25 protein-coding genes are annotated in these 19,217 nt (G+C 69.0%); 16 read left to right on the top strand and 9 right to left on the bottom strand.

The window, feature by feature from the left end; translation table 11 throughout:
• Window positions 1-34 precede the first annotated feature (34 nt).
• The 13 genes from ABD324_RS37445 to ABD324_RS34415 all read left to right on the top strand — a co-directional run bounded on the left by ABD324_RS37445 (window position 35) and on the right by ABD324_RS34415 (window position 11,739).
• Window positions 35-310: a helix-turn-helix transcriptional regulator gene (locus ABD324_RS37445; RefSeq protein ID WP_425565965.1), complete on the top strand. Its 276-nt coding sequence runs from the start codon at window positions 35-37 to the stop codon at window positions 308-310.
• 447 nt (window positions 311-757) lie between these two features.
• The gene (locus tag ABD324_RS34470) at window positions 758-1,123 is read left to right on the top strand and encodes a hypothetical protein (protein ID WP_344427123.1); all 366 of its coding nucleotides are present in this window, start codon (window positions 758-760) and stop codon (window positions 1,121-1,123) included.
• Window positions 1,120-2,991 carry a hypothetical protein gene (locus tag ABD324_RS34465; protein WP_344427120.1) on the top strand — a complete coding sequence of 624 codons (1,872 nt, stop codon included), beginning with the start codon at window positions 1,120-1,122 and terminating at the stop codon, window positions 2,989-2,991. The genes ABD324_RS34470 and ABD324_RS34465 overlap by 4 nt, the downstream gene beginning before the upstream one ends.
• A 50-nt stretch (window positions 2,992-3,041) precedes the next feature.
• On the top strand, window positions 3,042-3,245 hold the full coding sequence (locus ABD324_RS34460) for a hypothetical protein (RefSeq protein ID WP_344427117.1): 204 nt from the start codon (window positions 3,042-3,044) through the stop codon (window positions 3,243-3,245).
• 20 nt (window positions 3,246-3,265) lie between these two features.
• Window positions 3,266-3,640 carry a hypothetical protein gene (locus ABD324_RS34455; RefSeq protein ID WP_344427114.1) on the top strand — a complete coding sequence of 125 codons (375 nt, stop codon included), beginning with the start codon at window positions 3,266-3,268 and terminating at the stop codon, window positions 3,638-3,640.
• A 2-nt stretch (window positions 3,641-3,642) separates the two neighbouring features.
• Window positions 3,643-3,876: a hypothetical protein gene (locus ABD324_RS34450; RefSeq protein WP_344427111.1), complete on the top strand. Its 234-nt coding sequence runs from the start codon at window positions 3,643-3,645 to the stop codon at window positions 3,874-3,876.
• Window positions 3,873-4,160, top strand: coding sequence for a hypothetical protein (locus tag ABD324_RS34445; RefSeq protein ID WP_344427108.1), 288 nt, complete (start codon window positions 3,873-3,875; stop codon window positions 4,158-4,160). Before ABD324_RS34450 ends, ABD324_RS34445 begins: the two co-directional genes overlap by 4 nt.
• Window positions 4,157-4,678, top strand: coding sequence for a hypothetical protein (locus ABD324_RS34440; RefSeq protein WP_344427105.1), 522 nt, complete (start codon window positions 4,157-4,159; stop codon window positions 4,676-4,678). Before ABD324_RS34445 ends, ABD324_RS34440 begins: the two co-directional genes overlap by 4 nt.
• A gap of 38 nt (window positions 4,679-4,716) precedes the next feature.
• The gene (locus ABD324_RS34435; RefSeq protein WP_344427103.1) at window positions 4,717-5,592 is read left to right on the top strand and encodes a hypothetical protein; all 876 of its coding nucleotides are present in this window, start codon (window positions 4,717-4,719) and stop codon (window positions 5,590-5,592) included.
• A gap of 849 nt (window positions 5,593-6,441) precedes the next feature.
• A complete protein-coding gene (locus ABD324_RS34430; RefSeq protein ID WP_344427100.1) occupies window positions 6,442-6,903 on the top strand; it encodes a hypothetical protein in 462 nt (153 codons plus the stop codon).
• Window positions 6,896-7,225, top strand: coding sequence for a hypothetical protein (locus ABD324_RS34425; RefSeq protein ID WP_344427097.1), 330 nt, complete (start codon window positions 6,896-6,898; stop codon window positions 7,223-7,225). Before ABD324_RS34430 ends, ABD324_RS34425 begins: the two co-directional genes overlap by 8 nt.
• Window positions 7,226-7,241: 16 nt before the next feature.
• Window positions 7,242-7,508 (top strand): hypothetical protein, encoded by a 267-nt coding sequence (locus tag ABD324_RS34420; protein ID WP_344427094.1) that lies wholly within the window; start codon window positions 7,242-7,244, stop codon window positions 7,506-7,508.
• 166 nt (window positions 7,509-7,674) lie between these two features.
• Complete coding sequence (locus tag ABD324_RS34415) at window positions 7,675-11,739, top strand: phage tail tape measure protein (RefSeq protein ID WP_344427091.1); 4,065 nt, start codon at window positions 7,675-7,677, stop codon at window positions 11,737-11,739.
• A gap of 123 nt (window positions 11,740-11,862) precedes the next feature.
• Here ABD324_RS34415 and ABD324_RS34410 read toward each other — a convergent pair whose 3' ends face one another.
• On the bottom strand, window positions 11,863-12,258 hold the full coding sequence (locus tag ABD324_RS34410) for an STAS domain-containing protein (protein ID WP_344427089.1): 396 nt from the start codon (window positions 12,256-12,258) through the stop codon (window positions 11,863-11,865).
• Between the two features lie 767 nt (window positions 12,259-13,025).
• On the opposite strand from ABD324_RS34410, the gene ABD324_RS34405 reads away from it, so the two are divergent.
• The 3 genes from ABD324_RS34405 to ABD324_RS34395 all read left to right on the top strand — a co-directional run bounded on the left by ABD324_RS34405 (window position 13,026) and on the right by ABD324_RS34395 (window position 13,670).
• Window positions 13,026-13,193, top strand: a complete 168-nt coding sequence (locus tag ABD324_RS34405) for a hypothetical protein (RefSeq protein ID WP_344427086.1) — start codon at window positions 13,026-13,028, stop codon at window positions 13,191-13,193.
• Complete coding sequence (locus ABD324_RS34400) at window positions 13,190-13,372, top strand: hypothetical protein (protein ID WP_344427083.1); 183 nt, start codon at window positions 13,190-13,192, stop codon at window positions 13,370-13,372. The genes ABD324_RS34405 and ABD324_RS34400 overlap by 4 nt, the downstream gene beginning before the upstream one ends.
• 136 nt (window positions 13,373-13,508) lie before the next feature.
• A complete protein-coding gene (locus ABD324_RS34395) occupies window positions 13,509-13,670 on the top strand; it encodes a hypothetical protein (protein ID WP_344427080.1) in 162 nt (53 codons plus the stop codon).
• A gap of 166 nt (window positions 13,671-13,836) precedes the next feature.
• On the opposite strand, the gene ABD324_RS34390 is transcribed toward ABD324_RS34395, so the two are convergent.
• The 8 genes from ABD324_RS34390 to ABD324_RS34355 form a co-directional block, all read right to left on the bottom strand.
• Complete coding sequence (locus tag ABD324_RS34390) at window positions 13,837-14,211, bottom strand: hypothetical protein (protein ID WP_344427077.1); 375 nt, start codon at window positions 14,209-14,211, stop codon at window positions 13,837-13,839.
• Window positions 14,212-14,688: 477 nt separating this feature from the next.
• Window positions 14,689-14,853: a hypothetical protein gene (locus ABD324_RS34385; RefSeq protein ID WP_344427074.1), complete on the bottom strand. Its 165-nt coding sequence runs from the start codon at window positions 14,851-14,853 to the stop codon at window positions 14,689-14,691.
• 134 nt (window positions 14,854-14,987) lie between these two features.
• Window positions 14,988-17,048: an FtsK/SpoIIIE domain-containing protein gene (locus ABD324_RS34380; RefSeq protein ID WP_344427071.1), complete on the bottom strand. Its 2,061-nt coding sequence runs from the start codon at window positions 17,046-17,048 to the stop codon at window positions 14,988-14,990.
• Window positions 17,045-17,632 carry a DUF2637 domain-containing protein gene (locus tag ABD324_RS34375; protein ID WP_344427068.1) on the bottom strand — a complete coding sequence of 196 codons (588 nt, stop codon included), beginning with the start codon at window positions 17,630-17,632 and terminating at the stop codon, window positions 17,045-17,047. Before ABD324_RS34375 ends, ABD324_RS34380 begins: the two co-directional genes overlap by 4 nt.
• Window positions 17,633-17,661: 29 nt before the next feature.
• Window positions 17,662-18,003, bottom strand: coding sequence for a hypothetical protein (locus tag ABD324_RS34370; RefSeq protein WP_344427065.1), 342 nt, complete (start codon window positions 18,001-18,003; stop codon window positions 17,662-17,664).
• 298 nt (window positions 18,004-18,301) lie between these two features.
• Window positions 18,302-18,484 (bottom strand): hypothetical protein, encoded by a 183-nt coding sequence (locus ABD324_RS34365; protein WP_344427062.1) that lies wholly within the window; start codon window positions 18,482-18,484, stop codon window positions 18,302-18,304.
• Complete coding sequence (locus tag ABD324_RS34360) at window positions 18,481-18,849, bottom strand: hypothetical protein (protein ID WP_344427059.1); 369 nt, start codon at window positions 18,847-18,849, stop codon at window positions 18,481-18,483. The genes ABD324_RS34365 and ABD324_RS34360 overlap by 4 nt, the downstream gene beginning before the upstream one ends.
• Window positions 18,846-19,211: a hypothetical protein gene (locus tag ABD324_RS34355; RefSeq protein WP_344427056.1), complete on the bottom strand. Its 366-nt coding sequence runs from the start codon at window positions 19,209-19,211 to the stop codon at window positions 18,846-18,848. Before ABD324_RS34355 ends, ABD324_RS34360 begins: the two co-directional genes overlap by 4 nt.
• Window positions 19,212-19,217 lie beyond the last annotated feature (6 nt).

Below are 19,217 nucleotides of genomic sequence, written 5' to 3'. Positions count from 1 at the left end.
CCGCCCATCATTGCATCCGTGGCATACCCACGTCATGGGCTACCCATTCCAACGCCATGCCGTGGTACGGTCACTCCGCGAGTTACCCATGAAGCTTGTAACTCAAGGAGGAAGGGTGATCGAGCGCCCATGGAACCGACGGGAAACTGCGGAGTTCCTCGGAGTCTCCGAGGCCGCCCTAGTCAAGTGGGCGGGCAAGGCGAACGGCCCGCCGTACCGGGTGATCGGCGTGCACGCCCGGTACCTACCCAGCGAGGTCCTCGAGTGGCTCCGCCGGCAGCCAACTCGGGGGAGCGCCCCAGCAGCGTGATCAGCCCGGACTGGTCCGCAGCCGTCAAGGCGGTGGTTGCCGGCGCTCCGCGCCTCACCGAAGCCCAAAGGAACCGGATCGCCGCGCTGCTGCGACCGGCTCCGTTGCCGAAGAGGAAGAAGCCAGCAGCATGATCCCCCGGAACGACAACGGGGCCAGCGCCGCCAGCGCCAGCCCCGTCCCCAACAGTCCCCACCCCACCAAGAAGCAGGTATGCCCGAAGGATACCGCGTCGAGCTTGATTCCGGTCGCAGTCGGCGAGTACTTCGGGCCCGCCGGCCGCCGTCGTCTTGGCGCGATTTTGGTCCGTCGTTGTCCCGGCTGCGGTCACGCTCACTTCCACCGCGGCATGCGGGTTGCCTCGGTGGACGGGGAGACCCGGACCGGTTCCTGCGGGACCGAGTACAAGGTTCGAGTCCTGCCCGCCCAGCGGATCGGTGGAGCAGCGTGAACCCGATCCCCGTGTTGATCGACCCCTCTGAGCGGATCGTGGTGGCCCACAAGGTGGCCACCCCGATCATCAACGCCACCCGGGACAAGTACGGCGAGCTCGTCCCGATGACCTTGGATGCCTGGTGCCGCGCCCCGGACGACGTCAAGATCGCGAGTCTGCTCACCCTGGCCCTGGCGTGGCTCGTCTCCGATCCGGTCGGCCGGCACCGCGCCACCATGTCGGAGATCTCCGACAGCGTGTCCGCCGCGCACAACTGGAGCTGGACTGCGACAGAGCCGTCCTATGCCGAGCTCAAGCGCAGGCGGGATTGGGGCCGTCAGGCTGCCGAGCGCGAAGCGGTGAGGGCGGCAGCGTCTTGATCGACTATGGCGCCCCAGAGGGCGACCCGGAGGCCTATGCGGACGAGGACGGGAATGTCCACTCCGACGCGGGCGGGGAGGAGACCGCGGACTCGGAGAAGACGGCCAAGAAGTCCGCGGCGACGAAGCTGGTGGAGCTGGCGAAGGAGGGCTACTCGTTCGGCGTGACCCCCGACGGTGAGCCGTTCGCGCTCCCGATCGAGGGGCCGAAGATCGTGCGCCTCCTGCGGGGCGGACGACAGTCACTGCGCGCAGAGCTCGCCGACCAGTACTTCGACGCCACCGGGTCCACCGCCTCCCAGGCCGCGCTGAGCGACGCGTGCATGGTCCTGGAAGGCAAGGCGCAGCGCCTCGACCCGACCGAGCTGTACCTGCGGGTCGCGCGCCGCCACGACGTCCTCGTCCTAGACCTGGGGGACGCGACCGGGGCCGCGGTGGTGGTGGACGCGGCCGGCTGGAAGGTCGTGGAGACCCCACCGGTTCTTTTCCGGCGGACCGCGTTGACCGGTGAGATCCCACGCCCGCAGCGTGGGGGAGACCTCGGCAAGCTGTGGGCCGGGATCAACGTGGCGGACAAGTACCGGCCGCTGCTTGCCGCGGTCCTGGTCGCTGCGCTGGAGCCGAATATCCCGCATCCGGCCACGCTGTTGACCGGGGAGCAGGGCACCGGGAAGAGCACCGCGACGCGGCGGCTGTCCGGGCTGATCGACCCGAGCCCGGCGCAGCTGCGCAAGGCCCCGAGGGACGCGGACACCGCGACGACCGCGGCGGCCGGCTCGTGGATGCCCGCCCTGGACAACCTCTCCACGATCCCGGACTGGCTCTCGGACGCGATCTGCAGGTGGTGCACCGGCGACGGTGACGTGCGGCGACGGCTCTACACCGACGGGGACCTGCACGTCATGTCGTTTAGGCGGGTGCCGATCATCAACGGCATCGACGTGGGCGCACTGCGTGGGGACCTTGCCGACCGCACCGTGCACCTGATGCTCGAGCGGATCCCCGACACCGCCCGCCGCGACGACGCGGAGATGGCCGCAGAGTGGGAGAAGTCCTGGCCGCTGATCCTCGGCGCGATCCTCGACCTCACCGTGGACGTGCTCGCTGCGCTGCCAGAGGTGAAGCTCGCCTCGAAACCACGGATGGCGGACTTCGCGAAGATCGTGGCGGCGGTGGATCAGGTACTCGGCACCAGCGGCCTGGACACCTACCTGAACCTGCGCACCGAGCTGGCCCAGGACGCGGCCGCCAGCGACCCCACGCTGGTGGCTCTGGTGGAGGCCATCAAGGAGCCGTTCACCGGTACCGCGGCCGAGCTGCTCGCCGCGATCCGCCCGGACGCAGAGAAGTGGAAGGCGCCGGAGGGCTGGCCGAAGTCGGCTCGCGGACTGAGCGGTCAGATGCGACGCAACGCCCCGACGCTGCGCAGCCTCGGCTGGGAGGTCACCGAGCTGGATCGGTCGTCGTCTCGGGCCAAGCAGCTGCGCTGGCAGATCGTCCCGCCGCCCGCTGAGAGTGAGGATGAGAGGAGAGGGGCAAACGGCGCCGCGTTTGCCGCAACGCCGCACTCGGACCTGTTTTCGCAGGTCAAACCCGATGTGCCGGGTGCGGCAAACGGTGCGGCAACGGTGCGGCAAACCGAACCCGTCGCCGCGGGTGCGGCAAACGAAGAGGACGCCCTCGACTTTGCCGCACACTTTGCCGCGCTCGACGAACCATCTCTGACCTGCGAAAACGAAGATCATGCGGCAAACGCGGCAACTGCGGCGCGTTCTGCACCCCTCCTCGCACCTGTCCAATCCAAGTGCTCGCTGTGCGGGCTACCCGGTCGGCTCGACAGCGCCGGCCGCTGCCCCCACTGTCGCTAGTGCTCCCGGCCGACGCTCCCCCCGCCGGGCCCACACGAAGCGGAGACACCATGCCCGACCGCAAGATCACCCCGGCCAATGTGCGCCTCGGAGTACGCGATGCCGTCGACTTCTGGCTCGAGCAGCATCCCGTCACCGTCGGGGACTGCATCGAGCTCGCAGTCGAGAACGCCGTCCGCCAGTGGCTCACCGAGCACGGCGACGCCCTGATCGCGAAGGCCATCGCCGATGTCATCGACCGCCACACCCCCTGACCTGCCCAATGGAGCCGACCATGACTAGCTCGCCCGGAACCGAATGGTTCACCGTGTCGGCCACGCCGATGCCCCACCTGGCCGCCTGGACCCTGACTACCGATGGCCGGCTGGACTGTGACCGCACCGTCCTGTTGGTGTCCCAGAGGCTCTACCGCACCCATCCCGTCCGGGATCAGCGCGACGAGGACTCCGCTTGGCTAGACAGCCAGGTTCAGCTCGCTGTGGTCGACCCCAGCGGCCTCATCTACGAGCAAGACATCCTCGGGGATCTTCTGGGCTTCTACCACGAGTCCGTCACCGAGGCCGATGTCCGGGCGGCGAACCAGGAGCTCATCGAGAAGCGCCTCACGGAGCACCGCGCCGTCTTCGCTACCGCCACCAAGGAGAACTGACCGTGCTGTTCGAGAACATCGCACCTGTCCGAGACGCCATCCGCCGGGCCCTCACCGAGCTCGACGAGCCGTGGCTGGCCGGCCACGTTTTCCAGCTGTCCCTGTGCGAGGGCGACATCGTCTTCGAGATCGTCGCCAACGCGCGCATCGACGCGGACGACGTGTTCGAGCGCAGGATCTCCACCGGCCCGCAGCCGGCTAACGTGCGCGCCCTCCGGCCGGGCGGAGCAGCGTGAAGACCCCACCGATCGTGCCGCTCAACGAGGCCCTGTCCGCGCTGCTCGCCGACCCTGATCTTCGGGGCGGTCTGTGCCGTGCGGAGCCCACCGACTACGACCCGGCGGAGGCCCGCGAGCCTGAGGCAGCAGTCCAGGTCCGTCACGCTCGCGCCGCCAACCGGTGCCGCCGCTGCCCAGTGCTGGCCCGCTGCCGGGCAGCGCTCGACCAAGACCTCGGCCGCAGCCTCACCGGATTCGTACTCGGCGGACGCCGAATCGTCACCACGAAAGGAACCCGATGACCGACCCCCGCGAGGCCGCCTTGGCCGCCATGCGCGCCGCCGAAGCTCTCGGCCTGGGCACCTGGCACATCTACCTCAGCCCGGCTCCCGGTCGAGGGTCCGCTGCTCGCGGGCACCTCATCGGAGCTCTCGGTCAGGATGTCGCCGAGCCGTGGCTGCCCGACCATTTCAGTCCGCGGCTTACGCCCCTCAACTGCAGCGATACAGAGGTCTCGGACGAGAGGCTTCGCATCGAAGACAACCTCCCCACCGATCATGAGCTGCGCAGCATCCAGAGTGCTCAGCGCCTCTTCGTCCCCGACGGGCCGATCCTGCTGTCCACCAGCGCCGGTGTGTACGCGATGGCCGGCGACAGGGTCGTCCAGCTCGTCCGGCTCGACTCCCCGCTCCACGAGCTCAACGACATCGCCGAGGGACTGGTCGGGCTCAAGGTCTGGCACAAGCGCGAGCTGGAGCTGAGCACCCGATACGCCGCGGACGAGGCGCGACAGTGGCTGCTCGACGAATCACAGCCCTGACCCTGACCACCGTCACCACCACCGAAGGAGAAGCCCTCATGCCCAAGACCACCGACCCCACCGACCCCAGGGCCCGCATCGTCGACCTCGAAGCCGAGCTCGCCGGCATCCCAGCCGAGATCGCCCGGGCTCGGGCAGACGCGGATCCGGCCGGCGTCATGCGAGCGGAGAACCGCGAGGACGCCATCCGATCCGAGCTCGCCGTGGTGCGCCACGCCGGACTGCTCGCCGACCTCGAGGACGCGTGGGTCACCGCGGAGACCGCCCTGGCCGCCGAGGCTGAGGCGCTCAAGGCACGCGACGAAACATGGGCTGCGTACCTGGATGCCCGCTCCGACGTCCGTCCCAACGTGGGCCCCGAAGCCTGGGCGCAAGCGCAGCTGAACTTCGCCAAGGCCGACGGCGCCCACAAGGTCGCCCAGCTGGCCTGGGAGAACAGCCGCGACACCGCCGGCCTCGCACTCGCGGCCATCGACGATCTCGAAGAGCAGATCCAGGGCATCACCGGCGAGCACCCCGGCGCCGACGATGGGCCCCGCGCCAGGCCGGCCCCGTTGACCGCGAACGTCGGTCTGAGCAGGTCCCAGTACGGCGCTCTCGCCGACCGCATCGGCGGCGTCGGCAACACCGGGCTGGCCCTCAGTTCTGAGCGGGACTGGCGATCGCTGCAAGGTCTGATGTTCGCCGGCACCCGACCGCCGCGGTGGGTGGCACACAGGATGGGACCGCACCTGTTCGAGGACCCCGAAGTCCGCGAGTCGGAGCAGCTCGCCCGGGTGGCCGCCGATGAGGCAAGGCAGCGCGACAGCCAGGCTGAAGTTCGGGAACGCCAGGGCGGCAACTCCACCATGAGGTCGGTCACTATCGGGGCGGACATCGAGCCGGGGACCTGGTCCAAGCGGGTCGACCAGTGAGCGGCGTCAACGACGGGCGGAAGGCCTACCGCCTCGCCCACCCCGACGGTGGCCGGGCCGACACGGGCGACCTCGAGACCAGCGGAACGGACCGAGGCCGGCTGATGAAGCGGGCCGCAGCAGGGGACCGGTCCGCGAAGGACGCCCTCGCCTCCAACCCACGACCCGACCCGACCCCGACTGCCGAGGACACCAGCACGCGACCCGCCCGCCGACCCACCATCACCGACGGTCGACGACTGTTCCGATCGACACGACAGCGACCGACCAGCACGAACAGCACCGAGTCCGCGGACCTGCCCGACGACGCTGCCTGACCTGCAGCTCGCACAGGTCACGACCCTCAACGATCAGGACAGATAGGTGAGTGGCGATGGTTGAGCGTTACCGCAACGCCATCGCCGCTCCCCCCGTCGTCGACCACCTGACCACCGCCGACCTGACACCAGGTCCGGCCGACACCCAACCCGGACGCCCGAGCTCGACAGTCACCGATGGACAACGACGTCGACAGCACAACTCAGACCTTGACCAACATCAACGTCGAACCCTCGGTGACATAGCTGATCGACGACACAACGAAGACGACGAACCTCACGATAGATTCGGAATCCGAAGTGAACACATCGACAGCTCACAACGTCTGAGTCTTCGACGAAGTCACAGGTCAAGACGATCGTCGACACATAGTCCTCGAACGAACAAGCAATACAGCGAAGACACAACAACGCAACAATGATCGAAACGAATCGAACAATGAAGATCGAAGTCGACTCGATTCGGACCTCGACGCCGACCAGCCCGGCTCCCCGGGGGGTGTGCCCTCCCCCCGGGTCGCGCTGCGTCGCCGTGAGCAAGGAACGCTCCCGGTCGAGCACTGCCCTGCGTTCAAATTTGGAGATCAACATGACTGAGTCGTATCCGGAGCCTGCTGGCCTGGGCCCGCGGGGTTCGAAGTTCTGGTCTCGGACGGCGTCGTCGTTCGAGGTGGGGGCTCACGAGCTGGAGTTGCTGGTGGAGATCGCCCGCCAGCTCGATCTGCTGGCGGCGCTCGAGGAGCAGCTGGCCAAAGACGGAGTGGTCTCGACGGGTAGCACTGGGCAGGTGGTGGCGCATCCGGCGGTGGCGGCGCTGCACACGGGTAGGCAGCTGCTGGGCCGGTTGATGTCGCAGTTGTCGTTCCCGGATGAGGACGGGCAGGCAGCGGTGGAAAGCCCGGCGACGGCCACGGCGCGGAAGGCGGCGAACACCCGGTGGGCGATGGAGCGGGAGAAGCACGACCGGCCGTCGGGTGGGCGGCGTCATGCGTAGACGTCCGCCGGTCCGCCTGGACGGGCCGGAAGTCCCGGTGGAGCTGCTGTGGCCGGGCTGTGGGCGGGGCCTGATCGAGGGGTGGTTGACGGCGGCCGAGCGGGACCAGGCGCGTCGTCTCGGGCGGGAGCGGTACGGGTCCAACCACACGCCGATGGGGGGCACGGTGGAGGAGGCGGAGGTGGTGGCGATGCAGGTCGCCGCCCGGCAGAACCTGCGTCGTGCTCGGGAGCGGTGGGCGGCCTCGCAGGGTTTGTCGTGGTGGGCAGCGTGCCGGCTGATCCGTGAGGCGGAGGGGGTGGCTTGTGATGCGGCGTCGTAGGCCTCCGGTCGTTGACGTGGACGAGGTCGGGGTGCCGGAGGAGCTGGCGGCTGGCCCGGTGGTGGAGCTGTGGCTACGCCCGGATGAGGTCCCCGATCTGCAGGCCGGGTTCGACTTGGCTGTCTACGAGAAGGTGCGCCGCCGGTACTGGGCCGCGGCCCGGGAGTGGGCTGATCGGGTGGGCGCCACGAGGCAACAGATGTTCGAGACGTTCCCGTCGCGGCGACCGTATTTCGCGGACCCGGCCCGGCAGCAGGCGGCGTTCGACCCGGACCCGGCATAACCGCAGGTGAAGATAGGTTCCGCGGTTGTTCTGTGGGACCATGATTGCAGTGAAGTCGGGAGCGATTCCCGGCTAGTTGGACTTCGGGGCGCGACGCCCTTTTACCCCCGCGCGATGCGGGTCGACATCCGAGAGTGAAGCCCTCCTCTCGCGACCCATTTCATGCGTGGAGGTGGTCCCCATCCCCGGGGGTAAAATTGAGATCCTGGTGGACCCGGATCTCCGGACGTTCCCTGCGAAGCTTGAGGGCGGACTGCGGTCCTCGGCCGGGATCGCCAGTTCGGCAGGCAAAGCGATCGCCGCGGCGCTCGGGGTCGGCCTGCTCGGTGCCGGTGCCGGGATCGCCGCGGTGGTCAAGGTCGGCAACGAGTTCGACTCGACCCTGTCGCGGATCCAGGCGACCAGCGGGGCGTCCGCGGCCGAGATGGCGAAGGTGTCCGCGCGGGCCCGGGAGCTGGGCACGGATGCGTCGCTGGCGGGCACGAGCTCGTCGCAGGCCGCGTCGGCGATCGAGGAGCTGGCGAAGGCCGGCCTGAGCGTCAATGACTCGATGCGGGTCGCGCGGGACGCGATCGTGCTGTCGCGGGCGGGGATGCTCGAGGGTGGCGAGGCCGCGTCACTGCTGGCGAACACGCTGTCCACCTACGGGCTGTCTGCGGCCGATGCGACCCGGGTCACCGACGTGTTCGCCGCTGCGGCGAACGCGAGCACCACGGATGTTCGTGATCTCGGGGAGTCCTTGAAGTACGTCGGCCCGGTCACGGCCGGTTTGAAGATCAGCCTGGAGGACACGACCACCGCCCTGGCGCTGCTGTCCACCGCGGGCATCAAAGGCTCGGAAGCCGGCACCGCGCTGCGAGGCGTGCTGGCGTCGATCGCGGCGCCGAGTGGGCCGGCGAAGAAGGCGCTCAACGAGCTGGGGATCTCGGCGTTCGACCAGACCGGGAAGTTCCGGGGCCTGGAGGCGATCACTTCGCAGCTGACCGCGGCCAAGGGTCGGATGACTGATCAGGAGTTCGCTACGGCGGCGGCGGTCGCGTTCGGCAACGAGGGCATGGCCGCGGCGAACGTGCTGGCCACCCAGGGGGTCGGGCAGTTCCGGGATCTCGGGGAGGCGGTGCGGCAGCAGGGTGCTGCGTCGAAGGCGGCTGCGGCGAACTCGCAGGGCCTGTCGGGGGCGATGGATGAGCTGCAGGGCTCCGCCGAGGACGTCGCCCTGTCCATCTACGACCTGATCAAGGGGCCGCTCGCGGACCTGGCGCGTGGTGGCGCGGACGGGCTGCAGAACGTGTCGGACCTGCTGGCCGGGAAGGGCATCGACGCGGGTGGCCTGGAGCGGGTCCTGGAGGCCGGGCGCAAGGTTCTGGTGAACTTGGGTGTTGCGGCCGAGCCGGTGCGCAAGGGCCTGTCGGATCTGTTCGCGAGCTTCGAGCGCGGCAACGGGGCGACGTCGATCTTCACCGGCACCGTGACCGTCCTGGCGAACGGGGTCGAGGTCCTGACCCGGGTCCTGGGCCCGATCGGGTCACTCGTCGGTGGGCTGTTGTCGCTGTTCGCGGGGCTCCCGACGCCGGTGCAGGCGGCTGCGGCGGCGTTCGCGGCGTTCAAGCTGGCCGGCTCGTACCTGGACAACCTGCGGGCGAAGACGACCGCGATCCCGACCGGGCTCGACGGGATGCGTGCCGCCGCGGTGGGCGCGGGGACGGGGCTGGAGGGTGCGGCCACGTCGAGCTCGAAGCTGGTCCGCGCCATCGACGCGCTCAAGCCGGACGGGCTGATCCGGTTCAACGAGCAAGCGAAGCTGCAGGCGCAGCTGGCGTCGGCGTCGGGTGAGTCGGTGTCGAAGCTGGGCTCCTACTACGCGGTCGCCCAGCAACGAGCCCAGGGCTTCACCGACGCCATGGCGCGGGTGAAGTCGGCGGCGGAGGGTTCGGGCACCTCGATCTCCACCGCGGGCGCGGCGGTGCAGGTGTTCTCGGAGAAGTCGGCGACGATCGCGAAGGCCGCGGACTCGTTCACCACGGTGCGGGACCGCATCCTGGCCTCCGGGCAGGCCGCGGACGGCTCCATCGGCGCGTTCACCCGCCTCACGGGCGGGATCGGTGGTGTGGCCGCCGCGTCCGGCAGCCTGGTGAAGACCGGCCTCGGCGGCCTGATCGGGGCCCTCGGCGGTCCCTGGGGCCTCGCGATCACTGCGGGTGTCACCGCCCTTGGCTTCCTCGCTGACGCGCACCGCCGGACCGAGGCCGACGCCGCGGCGCTGGTGGCCCGTCAGCAGGAGCTCAAGGGCACCCTGAACGAGACGACCGGGGCGATCACCGACAACACCCGGCAGAACATCGCCGCGAAGGAGGTCGAGTCCGGCCGAGCCAAGACGGTCAACGACCTCGGCGTGAGCACGAAGCTGTACGTGGACGCCCTCACTGGGCAGACCGAGTCGCAGCGGCTCGTCACGGACTCCGTGACTCGTGGGAACCGGTCGCTCGTGGAGCAGAACGACAACACGAAGATCCTTTTGGCGAACCTGAAGGACTACGGGATCACACTCGATGATCTCAACGGCTACAGCCTGGGCAACGCCGCATCGCAGGACAAGGTCAACGCGGCGATCGCGAAGTACGCCCGCGACGTCGGCCCCGAGGCGGCGGCGATGCTCGACATCTACGGCGGCAAGCTCAAGGACGCGGCGGCGGCGAACAAGGCCATCGTCGACCAGCTCGTCCAGACCAACGCGATGCTGACCAAGAGCAAGGAGGAGCTGCTCGCCACCCAGCAGGCCGCGGACATCTTCGCCGCGTCGATGAAGCTGATCACTGAGGGCGGCGTTTTCGAGGGCATCGCGAGGGGCGGTCCGCTGCTCGCCTCGGCCCGTGACCAGCTCGACAAGCTCGGCGCGTCCGCGCAGCGCTCTGCGCTCGACATCGGCAAGAACGCCTTGCAGATGGGCAGCATCGAGGGCGCGGTCGCCAAGGGCACCGCGGCCATGGAGCAAATGCGGGCCCAGTTCATCAAGGCGGCCACCGATGCCGGTCTGAGCGCAGCGAAGGCGAGGGAGCTCGCGGACGCCGCCGGCCTCATCCCGGCGGTCACCGAGTTCCAGATCAAGACCAACGCCGATGAGACCCTGACCGACCTGTTCCAGGTCAACACCATGGTGGCCAACCTGCCGCCGGGGAAGTCGGTGGTGGTCGACGCCCTGACCGACGAGGCCCGCTCGAAGCTGCAGTCGATGGGTTTCGAGATCAAGCAGCTTCCCAACGGGTCGTTCGAGATCGTCGCGCACGACCAGGCGGCGAGGGACGCGCTGAACTCCTTCATCCAGGTGGCGTCCACCTCGACGGCGACGGTGAAGGTCGACGCCGACCAGAAGCCGGCGAACGGGAAGATCCAGGGCACCCTGGACTACGGCAACGGCCAGGTCGCGAAGATCACCCTGGATGCGAAGCCCGACCCGGCACACGGCGCCATCGACGGCACCGTGACCTACGGAAACAAGCAGATCGCGACGATCACGCTCAACGGGAACAGGGTCAACGCCGACGGGACGATCAACGCCGTCGTGGACTACGGCAACGGCAGAACCGCGATCATCAAGGTGGACGCGGCCACGGCGGCCGCGGAAGCCGCCATCAACGAGGCCGCCCGCAGGCGCACCGCCTACATCGACGTTGTGACTCAGACCCACGCGGATGGCCGTGCTGGTGGCACCGGCCGGCCCAATACCCCGCAGGCCATGGGCGGGATCGTGTCCCCGATGGCCGCGGGCGGGATCGCCCAGTTCGCCGGGGGCGGCTACGCCTACGCCGGGCGCAAGCTCCGCTCCATGCAGGGCGGTCTGGCCAAGATCGTCCCGCCCAACACCTGGCGGGTCGTCGGGGATCGGCTGCGCGACGACGAGGCCTACATCCCGATCAACGCCTCGAGCAGGTCCCGGCAGATCTTTGAGGAGACCGCCCGGCGGATGGGCTACACGGTGGCGCGGGCGTACGCGGACGGAGGGTTCGCCGGCCGCGAGCTCGCCCGCGCCGTGACCCTGTCCGCAGTCCAGTCTTCGGGCGGGAACTTCGGCCCGCTGGTCGCCGAGGTCCGGGCACTGCGCAAGGACGTGACCGGACTGCAGCGGTCGGTGCAGGTCAACTTCGGCGACGTCATCGCACGCCCGGACGAGAACACCGCGGACGCGGTCGCCCGCCGGATGCGCACAGTCGCGGCGCTGGGAATCTTCCGGTAGCCGCCGTTTGGGGGTACGCAGCCCCGATCACGGGGGGCGGGATCGGGGCTGCGTCAGGGGACCGTGAGGCCGCACTGCTGGACCCTGGGGTCCCCACAGGCTGGCTGCCCAGCCCGAAGATTCCTACACCTGGCCGTCGTGTGGAAGCCGCCACTGGGCCGCGTCGACTTGGGTAGGGAACAGAGCAAGATAGGCGGCGAGCCCGGTGAGCTCGATCGGGCGGGACACCAGTCGGTTCTCCGGCGGGCACACGAACCGCACCGACGTGTCGACACGGCGGCCGATCTTGTCGGTCCACATCAGCGCAGCCAGGCCGGCAGAGCCGAGGAACGTGATCGGCCCGAGGTCAACCACGAGGATCCTGGTGCCACCGATCAGCGCTCGGCGGACCGCGTCCCGGAACTTTTCCACGCTGGAGCTGTCGAGTTCCCCGACGACGGTGATGACCGAGTGATCGGCGCCCATGTGCAGGTCCGCGCGGAGATGCCTGTCCGGGACGTGCATGCCGGTGGAGCTCACGCCGGGGACGGTAGGCCTGTCCGCAGCGGGTGGCGCGGTGAGAGGGTCTCCCGCAGGTGACACGTTCGGGTGGTATCCGTGTCCAGGGCGGCTGCGGCTCGTTGGGTCCGGTAGCGGGTGCCGCCGATCTCACGCCCCCGTTGGTCGACGGGTCTGCCCCTGCACAATGCGGGGGGAAGCAGGGGCAGACCCGGACCAGGCTCGTCGAGGCGGGGCGAGCTACTGCCGGGGCAGCGGGATGTAGCGCCCATCCGGTCCGCGCACGAACTCGTGCTCGCTGTCGTCGACGCACCTCCACCACGGGCCAGTGCTCTCGGTGGACAGCCGAGTTAGCTCAGCGCCACAGGTCGGACAGGATTCACCAGACATTCGAGGTCCTTCCGGGCTGCTCTGGCGGGCGCTTGCCGACGGGAAGCAGCTGGCCGACAGCCTCGTGCCAGCGGCGGTGCTTTCCGGTTTCCTGAACCAGCGACCCGCATACCGAGCACACACGCCAGTTGTCGACGTTGCTGTCCGGTTGAGAGAAACCCGGTGGACGGGCGAGCAACTCGTGGGCCTGGTTCGCTTCCATCTCGTTCTCGTCGCTTTGTGCGATCGAGCCGTTACCCGTTGCTCGTGTTGTGCATGTCGATGAGGGTCGGCGGGGTGTCGTCCGGGTTCGGATCGAGCTCGACGCACTCGGTGCGTCGGTGCCCGTCCACGAGGTAGGCCATCACGCCGGGCACCTTGCCACGGACCACCGACAGTTCCCGATCGTTGGATCCGGCATGACGTACGAAGAGGCCTGTGAGCTCCTCGGACCCGAGGCGGTGGCTCGTATCCAAGCCAGAGTCGACAACGCGCCGCCGCCGACCGAGGAGCAGCTGAAGATCCTGCTCCCGCTGTTCACGCCTCTGCCAAGATCGATCTTGGCCGTTGGAACGACCGAAACATGAGCATCTACGACGAGGCCGTCGCCCAGCTCGGTAAGGAAGCGGCCGACGCCATCCGCGCTTCCGCCCAGGCTGACCCGCTGATGACCGACGAGGAGATCGACCGGCTCATCCCGCTGTGGCTCATGTCCGAGCCCTACGTTCGAGTGAAGGGCGTGTCCGGGTCGAATGCGGCTCGTTGAGCGAGACAGCGGGGTGCCGCCGGATCTCACGGCCCCGTTGGTCGACGGGTCTGTCCCTGCACACTGCGGGGGAGCGGGGGCAGACCCGGACCTTTACAGACGGTGTCGTCGCTGTCACCCGCTAGTGTCCGCCGCCATGGCAAACGAGGACGAAGTCAAGGACGCTCTGCTGCTGGCGATCAAGGACGCCACTGCAGAGATCGATCGGCTGAACGTCGGAGGGATCCGGACGTTGGCGCAGGCGTACGCGCTCGTGACGGGCACCGTGACGACGGTCGAGCACGTCACGGAGAAATAGAGCCGGGCTGCAGAGCCGGCGACATTCGACTCGGTACCGCATCTTCTGGGAAGGCGGGCACGGGCCATCGGCCGGGCGTGGCAAGGAAACCAGCCTGCTCAGCCCTGGACTTCCGAGTGGGAAGTCCAGGGCTGAGCTGTATCAGACGAAAGTGTGCGCTCCAACCTCAGACGCGCTCGATCACGCCGTCCTCAGTAACTCTCCGGTCGAACGCGGGAACGGAGTCCACCCACTCCTGAACGGCCTGTTCGGCAGCGGTTTCCTCGCCTGCCAGGTCGTCGTAGTCATCAAGATCGAAGTCCTCGTCCGGTGTCGGCCTGACAAGGACCGACTCGAGGGTGAGGCCAACGAGCTTGGAGATGCCGTCGACGAACAACATCGCCTTGGTCGGGCTATCAGCCGTCACCGGGAAGATCAGAGTCGGTTCCTCCGCGTCCTGCAGGAGGAGAGTCCCCGGGACAAGGTCAAGGACACGAAGAAGGTCTGACCACTCATCATCCGCTACCGCCGGAACGGTCGCTTCGACAGTGAACTCGATCATCGGTTCTCCTTCCCCTGAGTGTGGCCCTTGTGCGGAATCTCGACTCCGAGGCGCCGTAGGTGCGAAGCGGCGTTCTTGTCGCCCCGACGGTCCGATGGCGTCTTCCCAAAGATCACGGGAGCTGCGGGCCGCCCGTCCTTGTAGGGATCAGCAAGTCCAGCGGGCGGGCTGAGACGAGGATGGCCGTCCGACGTCTCGTCATACGTCCAACCCTTCTCCTCAGCCAGCTCAACCATCCTGCGCAACCGCTTCGGCGGAGTCGGTCCCACAGGTCCCGGTCCAACCTTCCTGTCAGGCCCGCGGATCCTCGACGCTACTACCAAGTGTCGGGGCCAGCAGGTGAGTTCACTATGAGGTTCACCTCGGTGGGCTGACAAGGTCGCCTAGCTGGAAGGAGTAACGACTGTGGTCCGAGCAGGCCACGACCACAAGCACCTCGTTCACCCGAGTGGTTAGTCGGTTACTGGCCGTACTCCGTTACTCGTCGCGGGCCACGGACTGCTCCCCGCGCCACCAGCCGCGGCCCCAGTAGATGAGCCGGCGCCGGCCGTGCTTCCCGAAGGGGGAGATGGCGCAGCGGACCTGGTAGGCGAGCGCGGCGAGCAGGAGTAGGGCCAGGGCGGTGAGGATGAGCCAGATCATGGGGTTCTCCCGGGGTGGGTTGACGGGGCTGACGGTCGCGGATCTTCGCTGGTCAGCGTGTTGATGTTGGGTGACGGAGGCGGGTCGACGTGTCGACACCCTTGGGGTGACCCGTCGACCCGCCTGCGGCCCTCTCAGAGCGCCCGTAGTTCGCCTCTGTGGATGTTGCGGGCGGCGTGGACGTCGGCCAGTTCGAACCCGGTCAGGTGCCGTCGCGGCGATCCTGGCGGGTCGAGCGGGTCCTTCCGGTTCAGCGGTCGGGTGGTGACACCCCGCTTGGCGAGCAGCTGCCCGATGGAGGCCTCGTTGAGCCCCTCCCACACCTCCGGGCGCAGGGTCGCGAGTGCCCCGACCGCGGCCACGTTCCACATCCAGGTCAGGCCCTGGTCGGTCATGACCTGGATGAGGTCCTCGAGCAGGTCGAACCCGGCGGCCTTCTCCTCGGCCTCGTCGGCCTCCACCCCGAGGGCGTGCCCAGTGATGCGGTCCTCCTCGACACGGAGGGCGTGGGCGCGTTCGGCGATCCGGTCCGCGGCGATCGCGTCGATGTAGAACGAGCGGGCCACAATGTCCTCGTCGGTGGCGCCCAGAACGTAGCCGACGCCCTTCTCGGACTGCTTGAACAGCTCCGCCTTGAGCCCCCGGGAATGCGCCCCGGTCCCGAGGACCATGTCCACGGCCTGGTGGTCGGTCATCCGCAGGCAGATCTTCACCCCGGCGTTGGCCGAGACCCCCTTCGGCAGGCTGTTCGTGTCGGGGCGTTGCGTGCACAGGATCAGCACCACCCCGTAGGCGCGGCCCATCCTGATCACGTCCATCGCGAGCTTCCCGGCCGCACCCCCGTGTTCCTCGTGAGAAAACAGGTTTTGACACTCGTCGATCACCATGACGATGGGCTGTAGCCCCAGGTCCCGGCGGTTGGCCAGCTGGCGGGTGAGTTTCCCGTCCGGGCACAGCTCCTTGGGCTGCTTCGACAGGACCGTGGTGCGGCGGATGATCTCCTTCTTCAGCGCGGCGAGGTCGGCCAGGCAGGCCTCGAGGACATCGTCGGTGAGCCCGTAGCCGAAGGTGTGAGAGATCCGCTCGAGCGCGGCCAGGTCGTTCTGCTTGAGCGACCACAACCGCAGCTGCACCGTGGGGTCGAGCGCTGCGCCCAGGGCGATGGTGCGGATGGCCGCGGACTTGCCGGCACCCGGGATCGCCCCGCACACGATGTTGTTCTCGAACAGGGTGATCTTGACGGTGCGCAGCCGGTTGTCGGTGCCGTAGGGGATGGGCTGGAAGAAGTCGGCCTGCCCCTTCATCAGCGGCCACGCCGGCTGGCGCATCTTGCCCATGGACTGGAACCCCACCCACAACTTGAGGATCGAGGCGTCGTCGTCATCACCCTCGGGCCACACCGCCCCGGTGGGGCGGCGCAGACCGTTGGCGAGCTCCTCCTTGAGGCCGAGGACCTTCGAGACGGTGAACCCGTGCGGCAACCGGACATGGCACAGATAGCCGGGGCCGTCGCGGAAGATCTCGTGCGGGTACTCGATGACCGCGTCCCGCTTCATCCCGGGCAGCGCCCGCAACGCCGTGTCCACCGCATCGCGGCGCAGGACCGGGGCGAGGTAAGCGGGCGTGGTCGCCTTCGAGATCAACGGCTTCTCCCGGTCCCTCCCGGCCACACCCAGCCCGCCCACGACGACGACCAGCGCCGCCCAGAACGCCAACCCGGTCGCGGCGAACACGAGCCACAGCGCGAACCCCAGTAGCGGGACACCGAGCAGGACGGCGGCGAGCGCCCGGTGCCGCACCCGCGCGTTGCGTTCGCGGGCCAAGCGCAGGTACTCGGTGACGTCGTCGCGAGCCACTGCGGAACGGCGCAGCGGGCGGGCCTCGGCGTCGGTCATCCCGTCGACCACCCACCTCGACACCCGCCACGCCCCCACCGGGGAACGCCGGGCGACCCGCCACCCGTAGACCGGGAGACGAACCAGATGGAACAGGGCGACGTGGCCGCTGTAGCCGGCCGCCCATCGCAGGATCGCCGCCCGCTGCTCCCGCTCCCGCAGCCACGGCAACACGACGGGCCTCTTGGTGCCCTCCCGGTGGGCGGTGATCCTGTCGAACGCCGTCTTGCGCGGCTCCGGGATCCGGTCCACCGGCTCTGGCTCCACCTCGGCCGGCTGCTCAATTGGTTCGGCGCTCACGACGCCACCTCCCGGTGTCGCTCGAGCAGCTGCCGGGCCTCGTGCTCGGACACATTGAGCGTCTTGGCGAGCTTGCGCCGGCCCATCCCGGACCGGACCAGCTCGGCGGCGCGGGTCGTGTCGCCCACCAGCTCACCCGCAGCGGGTGCATCCACCCACCACTCACCCGGGTCGGGGTCGGCAAGGGCGTCAGCGTCGATCTCAGCGGGCTCTGATCCGGCCTCCACGACCGGGCCCGGTTCGCGGGTGACACGGATGAGGAGCTCGAACGAGACGGCCAGCGCGAGCGGTGGCCACCCGGACACCACCCACGACAGCACCGTGGGGTCGGCGGCGGCCACGTTCGCGGCGAGGGACGCGACGAGGCCAAGGATCAGCCCGATCCAGGGCAGCGCACCTGCCCGTTCCCCGGCCCGGCGGCGGACCAGCATGACCATCGAGGCCGCGACGAGCATCCCGTCGACCGACAGCGGGATCAGGATCGCCCGCCACTCCTCACCGGCCTCAACCGCGAGCGTGTGAATGTGAACGTAGGACGCGATGGCCGCGACCACGGCGACGATGGAGACCGCCGCCGTGGTCACAACCCGCACCCACCTCGGCGCGGGTCCGGTCATGCCGCTGCCTCGCCCTCGGGGCGCTCGACCTCACCGAGCGGGAGGTAGTCGGCCAGTCCGGCCTCGTACTCGTCCTCCGCCTCGAGAGCGGCGGCCAGCGCCGGATCCGTCACCTTCGCTACCGCGCGGCGGACTGGGCCAGCCGTGCGTGGCTCGCGGCGCTGGATGCGTGCCAGCTGGCGGCGGGCCCGCAGGATCGGCGGCACCCAGATCCACAGGATCGCCACCGGGATCAGCACGCCGAACACGACGAGCACGGGCCACCCGATCCACCACATCACCCACGGCGCAGCTGCGATGACGAGGGCGAGGACGGTCGGTTCCGCCCTGCGCGCCATCGACCTCTCAAGCGACTTCTGCCCGCTCACTGGCCCCACCGCCGGCGCATCGCGTCGGGGATAGCGACCAGCCAGCTACGGCACCCGTGGCACTGTTCGAGGCGCCCGTCGAGTGGGTGCGGCGTCGTCGTCTTGAAGCCGCACAGAGCCTCGTGCAGACCGTGCGCCATCAGCGGGCGTGGTACCTGACCGGGCGCAGCGACCATCTCCGGGCCGCGCCCGGGCTCCGGGTCGCGAGGCATCCGCTGCGGCATCTCCGGTCGCGCGGGCTCCTGCCACCACTTGGTGGCCGGCGCGCTCATCGCCCGGCCCCGATCTTCCGCAGCCGGTGCGCGTAGACCTTCTGCAGGATCTGCAGCTGCTCGTCGGTACCGGTCCAGCCGTGACGGGCCGGGCGGTCGACCCGCGACCACGCCCGGTTCGACGAGGCCCGCGTCCGCTCGGACACCACACCCAGGAACGTCGCCCACAGCCCGGTCATCGGACCGACTCCGCAACCAGAGTGATGACCTGAGCCAAGGCCTTGGCCTCGTCGAGGGTCAGCCCAGGGTCCGGCTCCCCGTACACGTGCAGGACAGTCGGATCGGCGTCAACCCCTTGGCCGTCATGGCTGACGCAGTAGTCGAGTTGGACGGTGACCGGGCGGCCGGAGTGGTGGGCTTTCTCGACCGCGACCACCTCACGGCTGAGGTGCACCCGGATGAGCTCACCGAAGCGGTCGATCTCGTCGTCGGTGATGCCATGCCCGGCGGGTTCGCCGCACCAGTACGGGCACGCGAGCGCAGCCTTGTCCTCGGCAGTCAGCCCGCCGTAGATCGTCATGGCGGGGGACAGGGTGGTCGTCATCGCGCGCACCGCCCGGTCTCCGTCTCGACGAGCTCGGCGAGGTTCAGCAGCTCCGCGGCGACCTTGCGGGCCTCGGCCGGGGTGAGGACCGCATAGGCGGCCTGACCGGGCTCGTCGGTGGGCAGGAACAGCTCGATCAGCGGGGCGTCGTGCTCCCACCGCTGCGTGTCCTCGCGCAGCAGCGAGTGCTGGAACGCGGACAGCACGACCCGGCTGGGGTCGGAGGGGAGGTCGTAGTCGGCGACGAGAAGCCACCGCTCGGTCGAGCACTGGCTGTCGAACAGGCTGACGTCGTGATTCCGGCACCAGGACACGTGATCGTGGGCCGGGACGGTCAGGGTGGTCGTGCGACGATCTGACATTGGGTC

This window comes from Pseudonocardia ailaonensis, from assembly GCF_039531635.1.
In the GTDB taxonomy this organism is placed as follows: Bacteria; Actinomycetota; Actinomycetes; order Mycobacteriales; family Pseudonocardiaceae; genus Pseudonocardia; species Pseudonocardia ailaonensis.
This window is presented reverse-complemented; position numbering and strand designations above follow the sequence as displayed.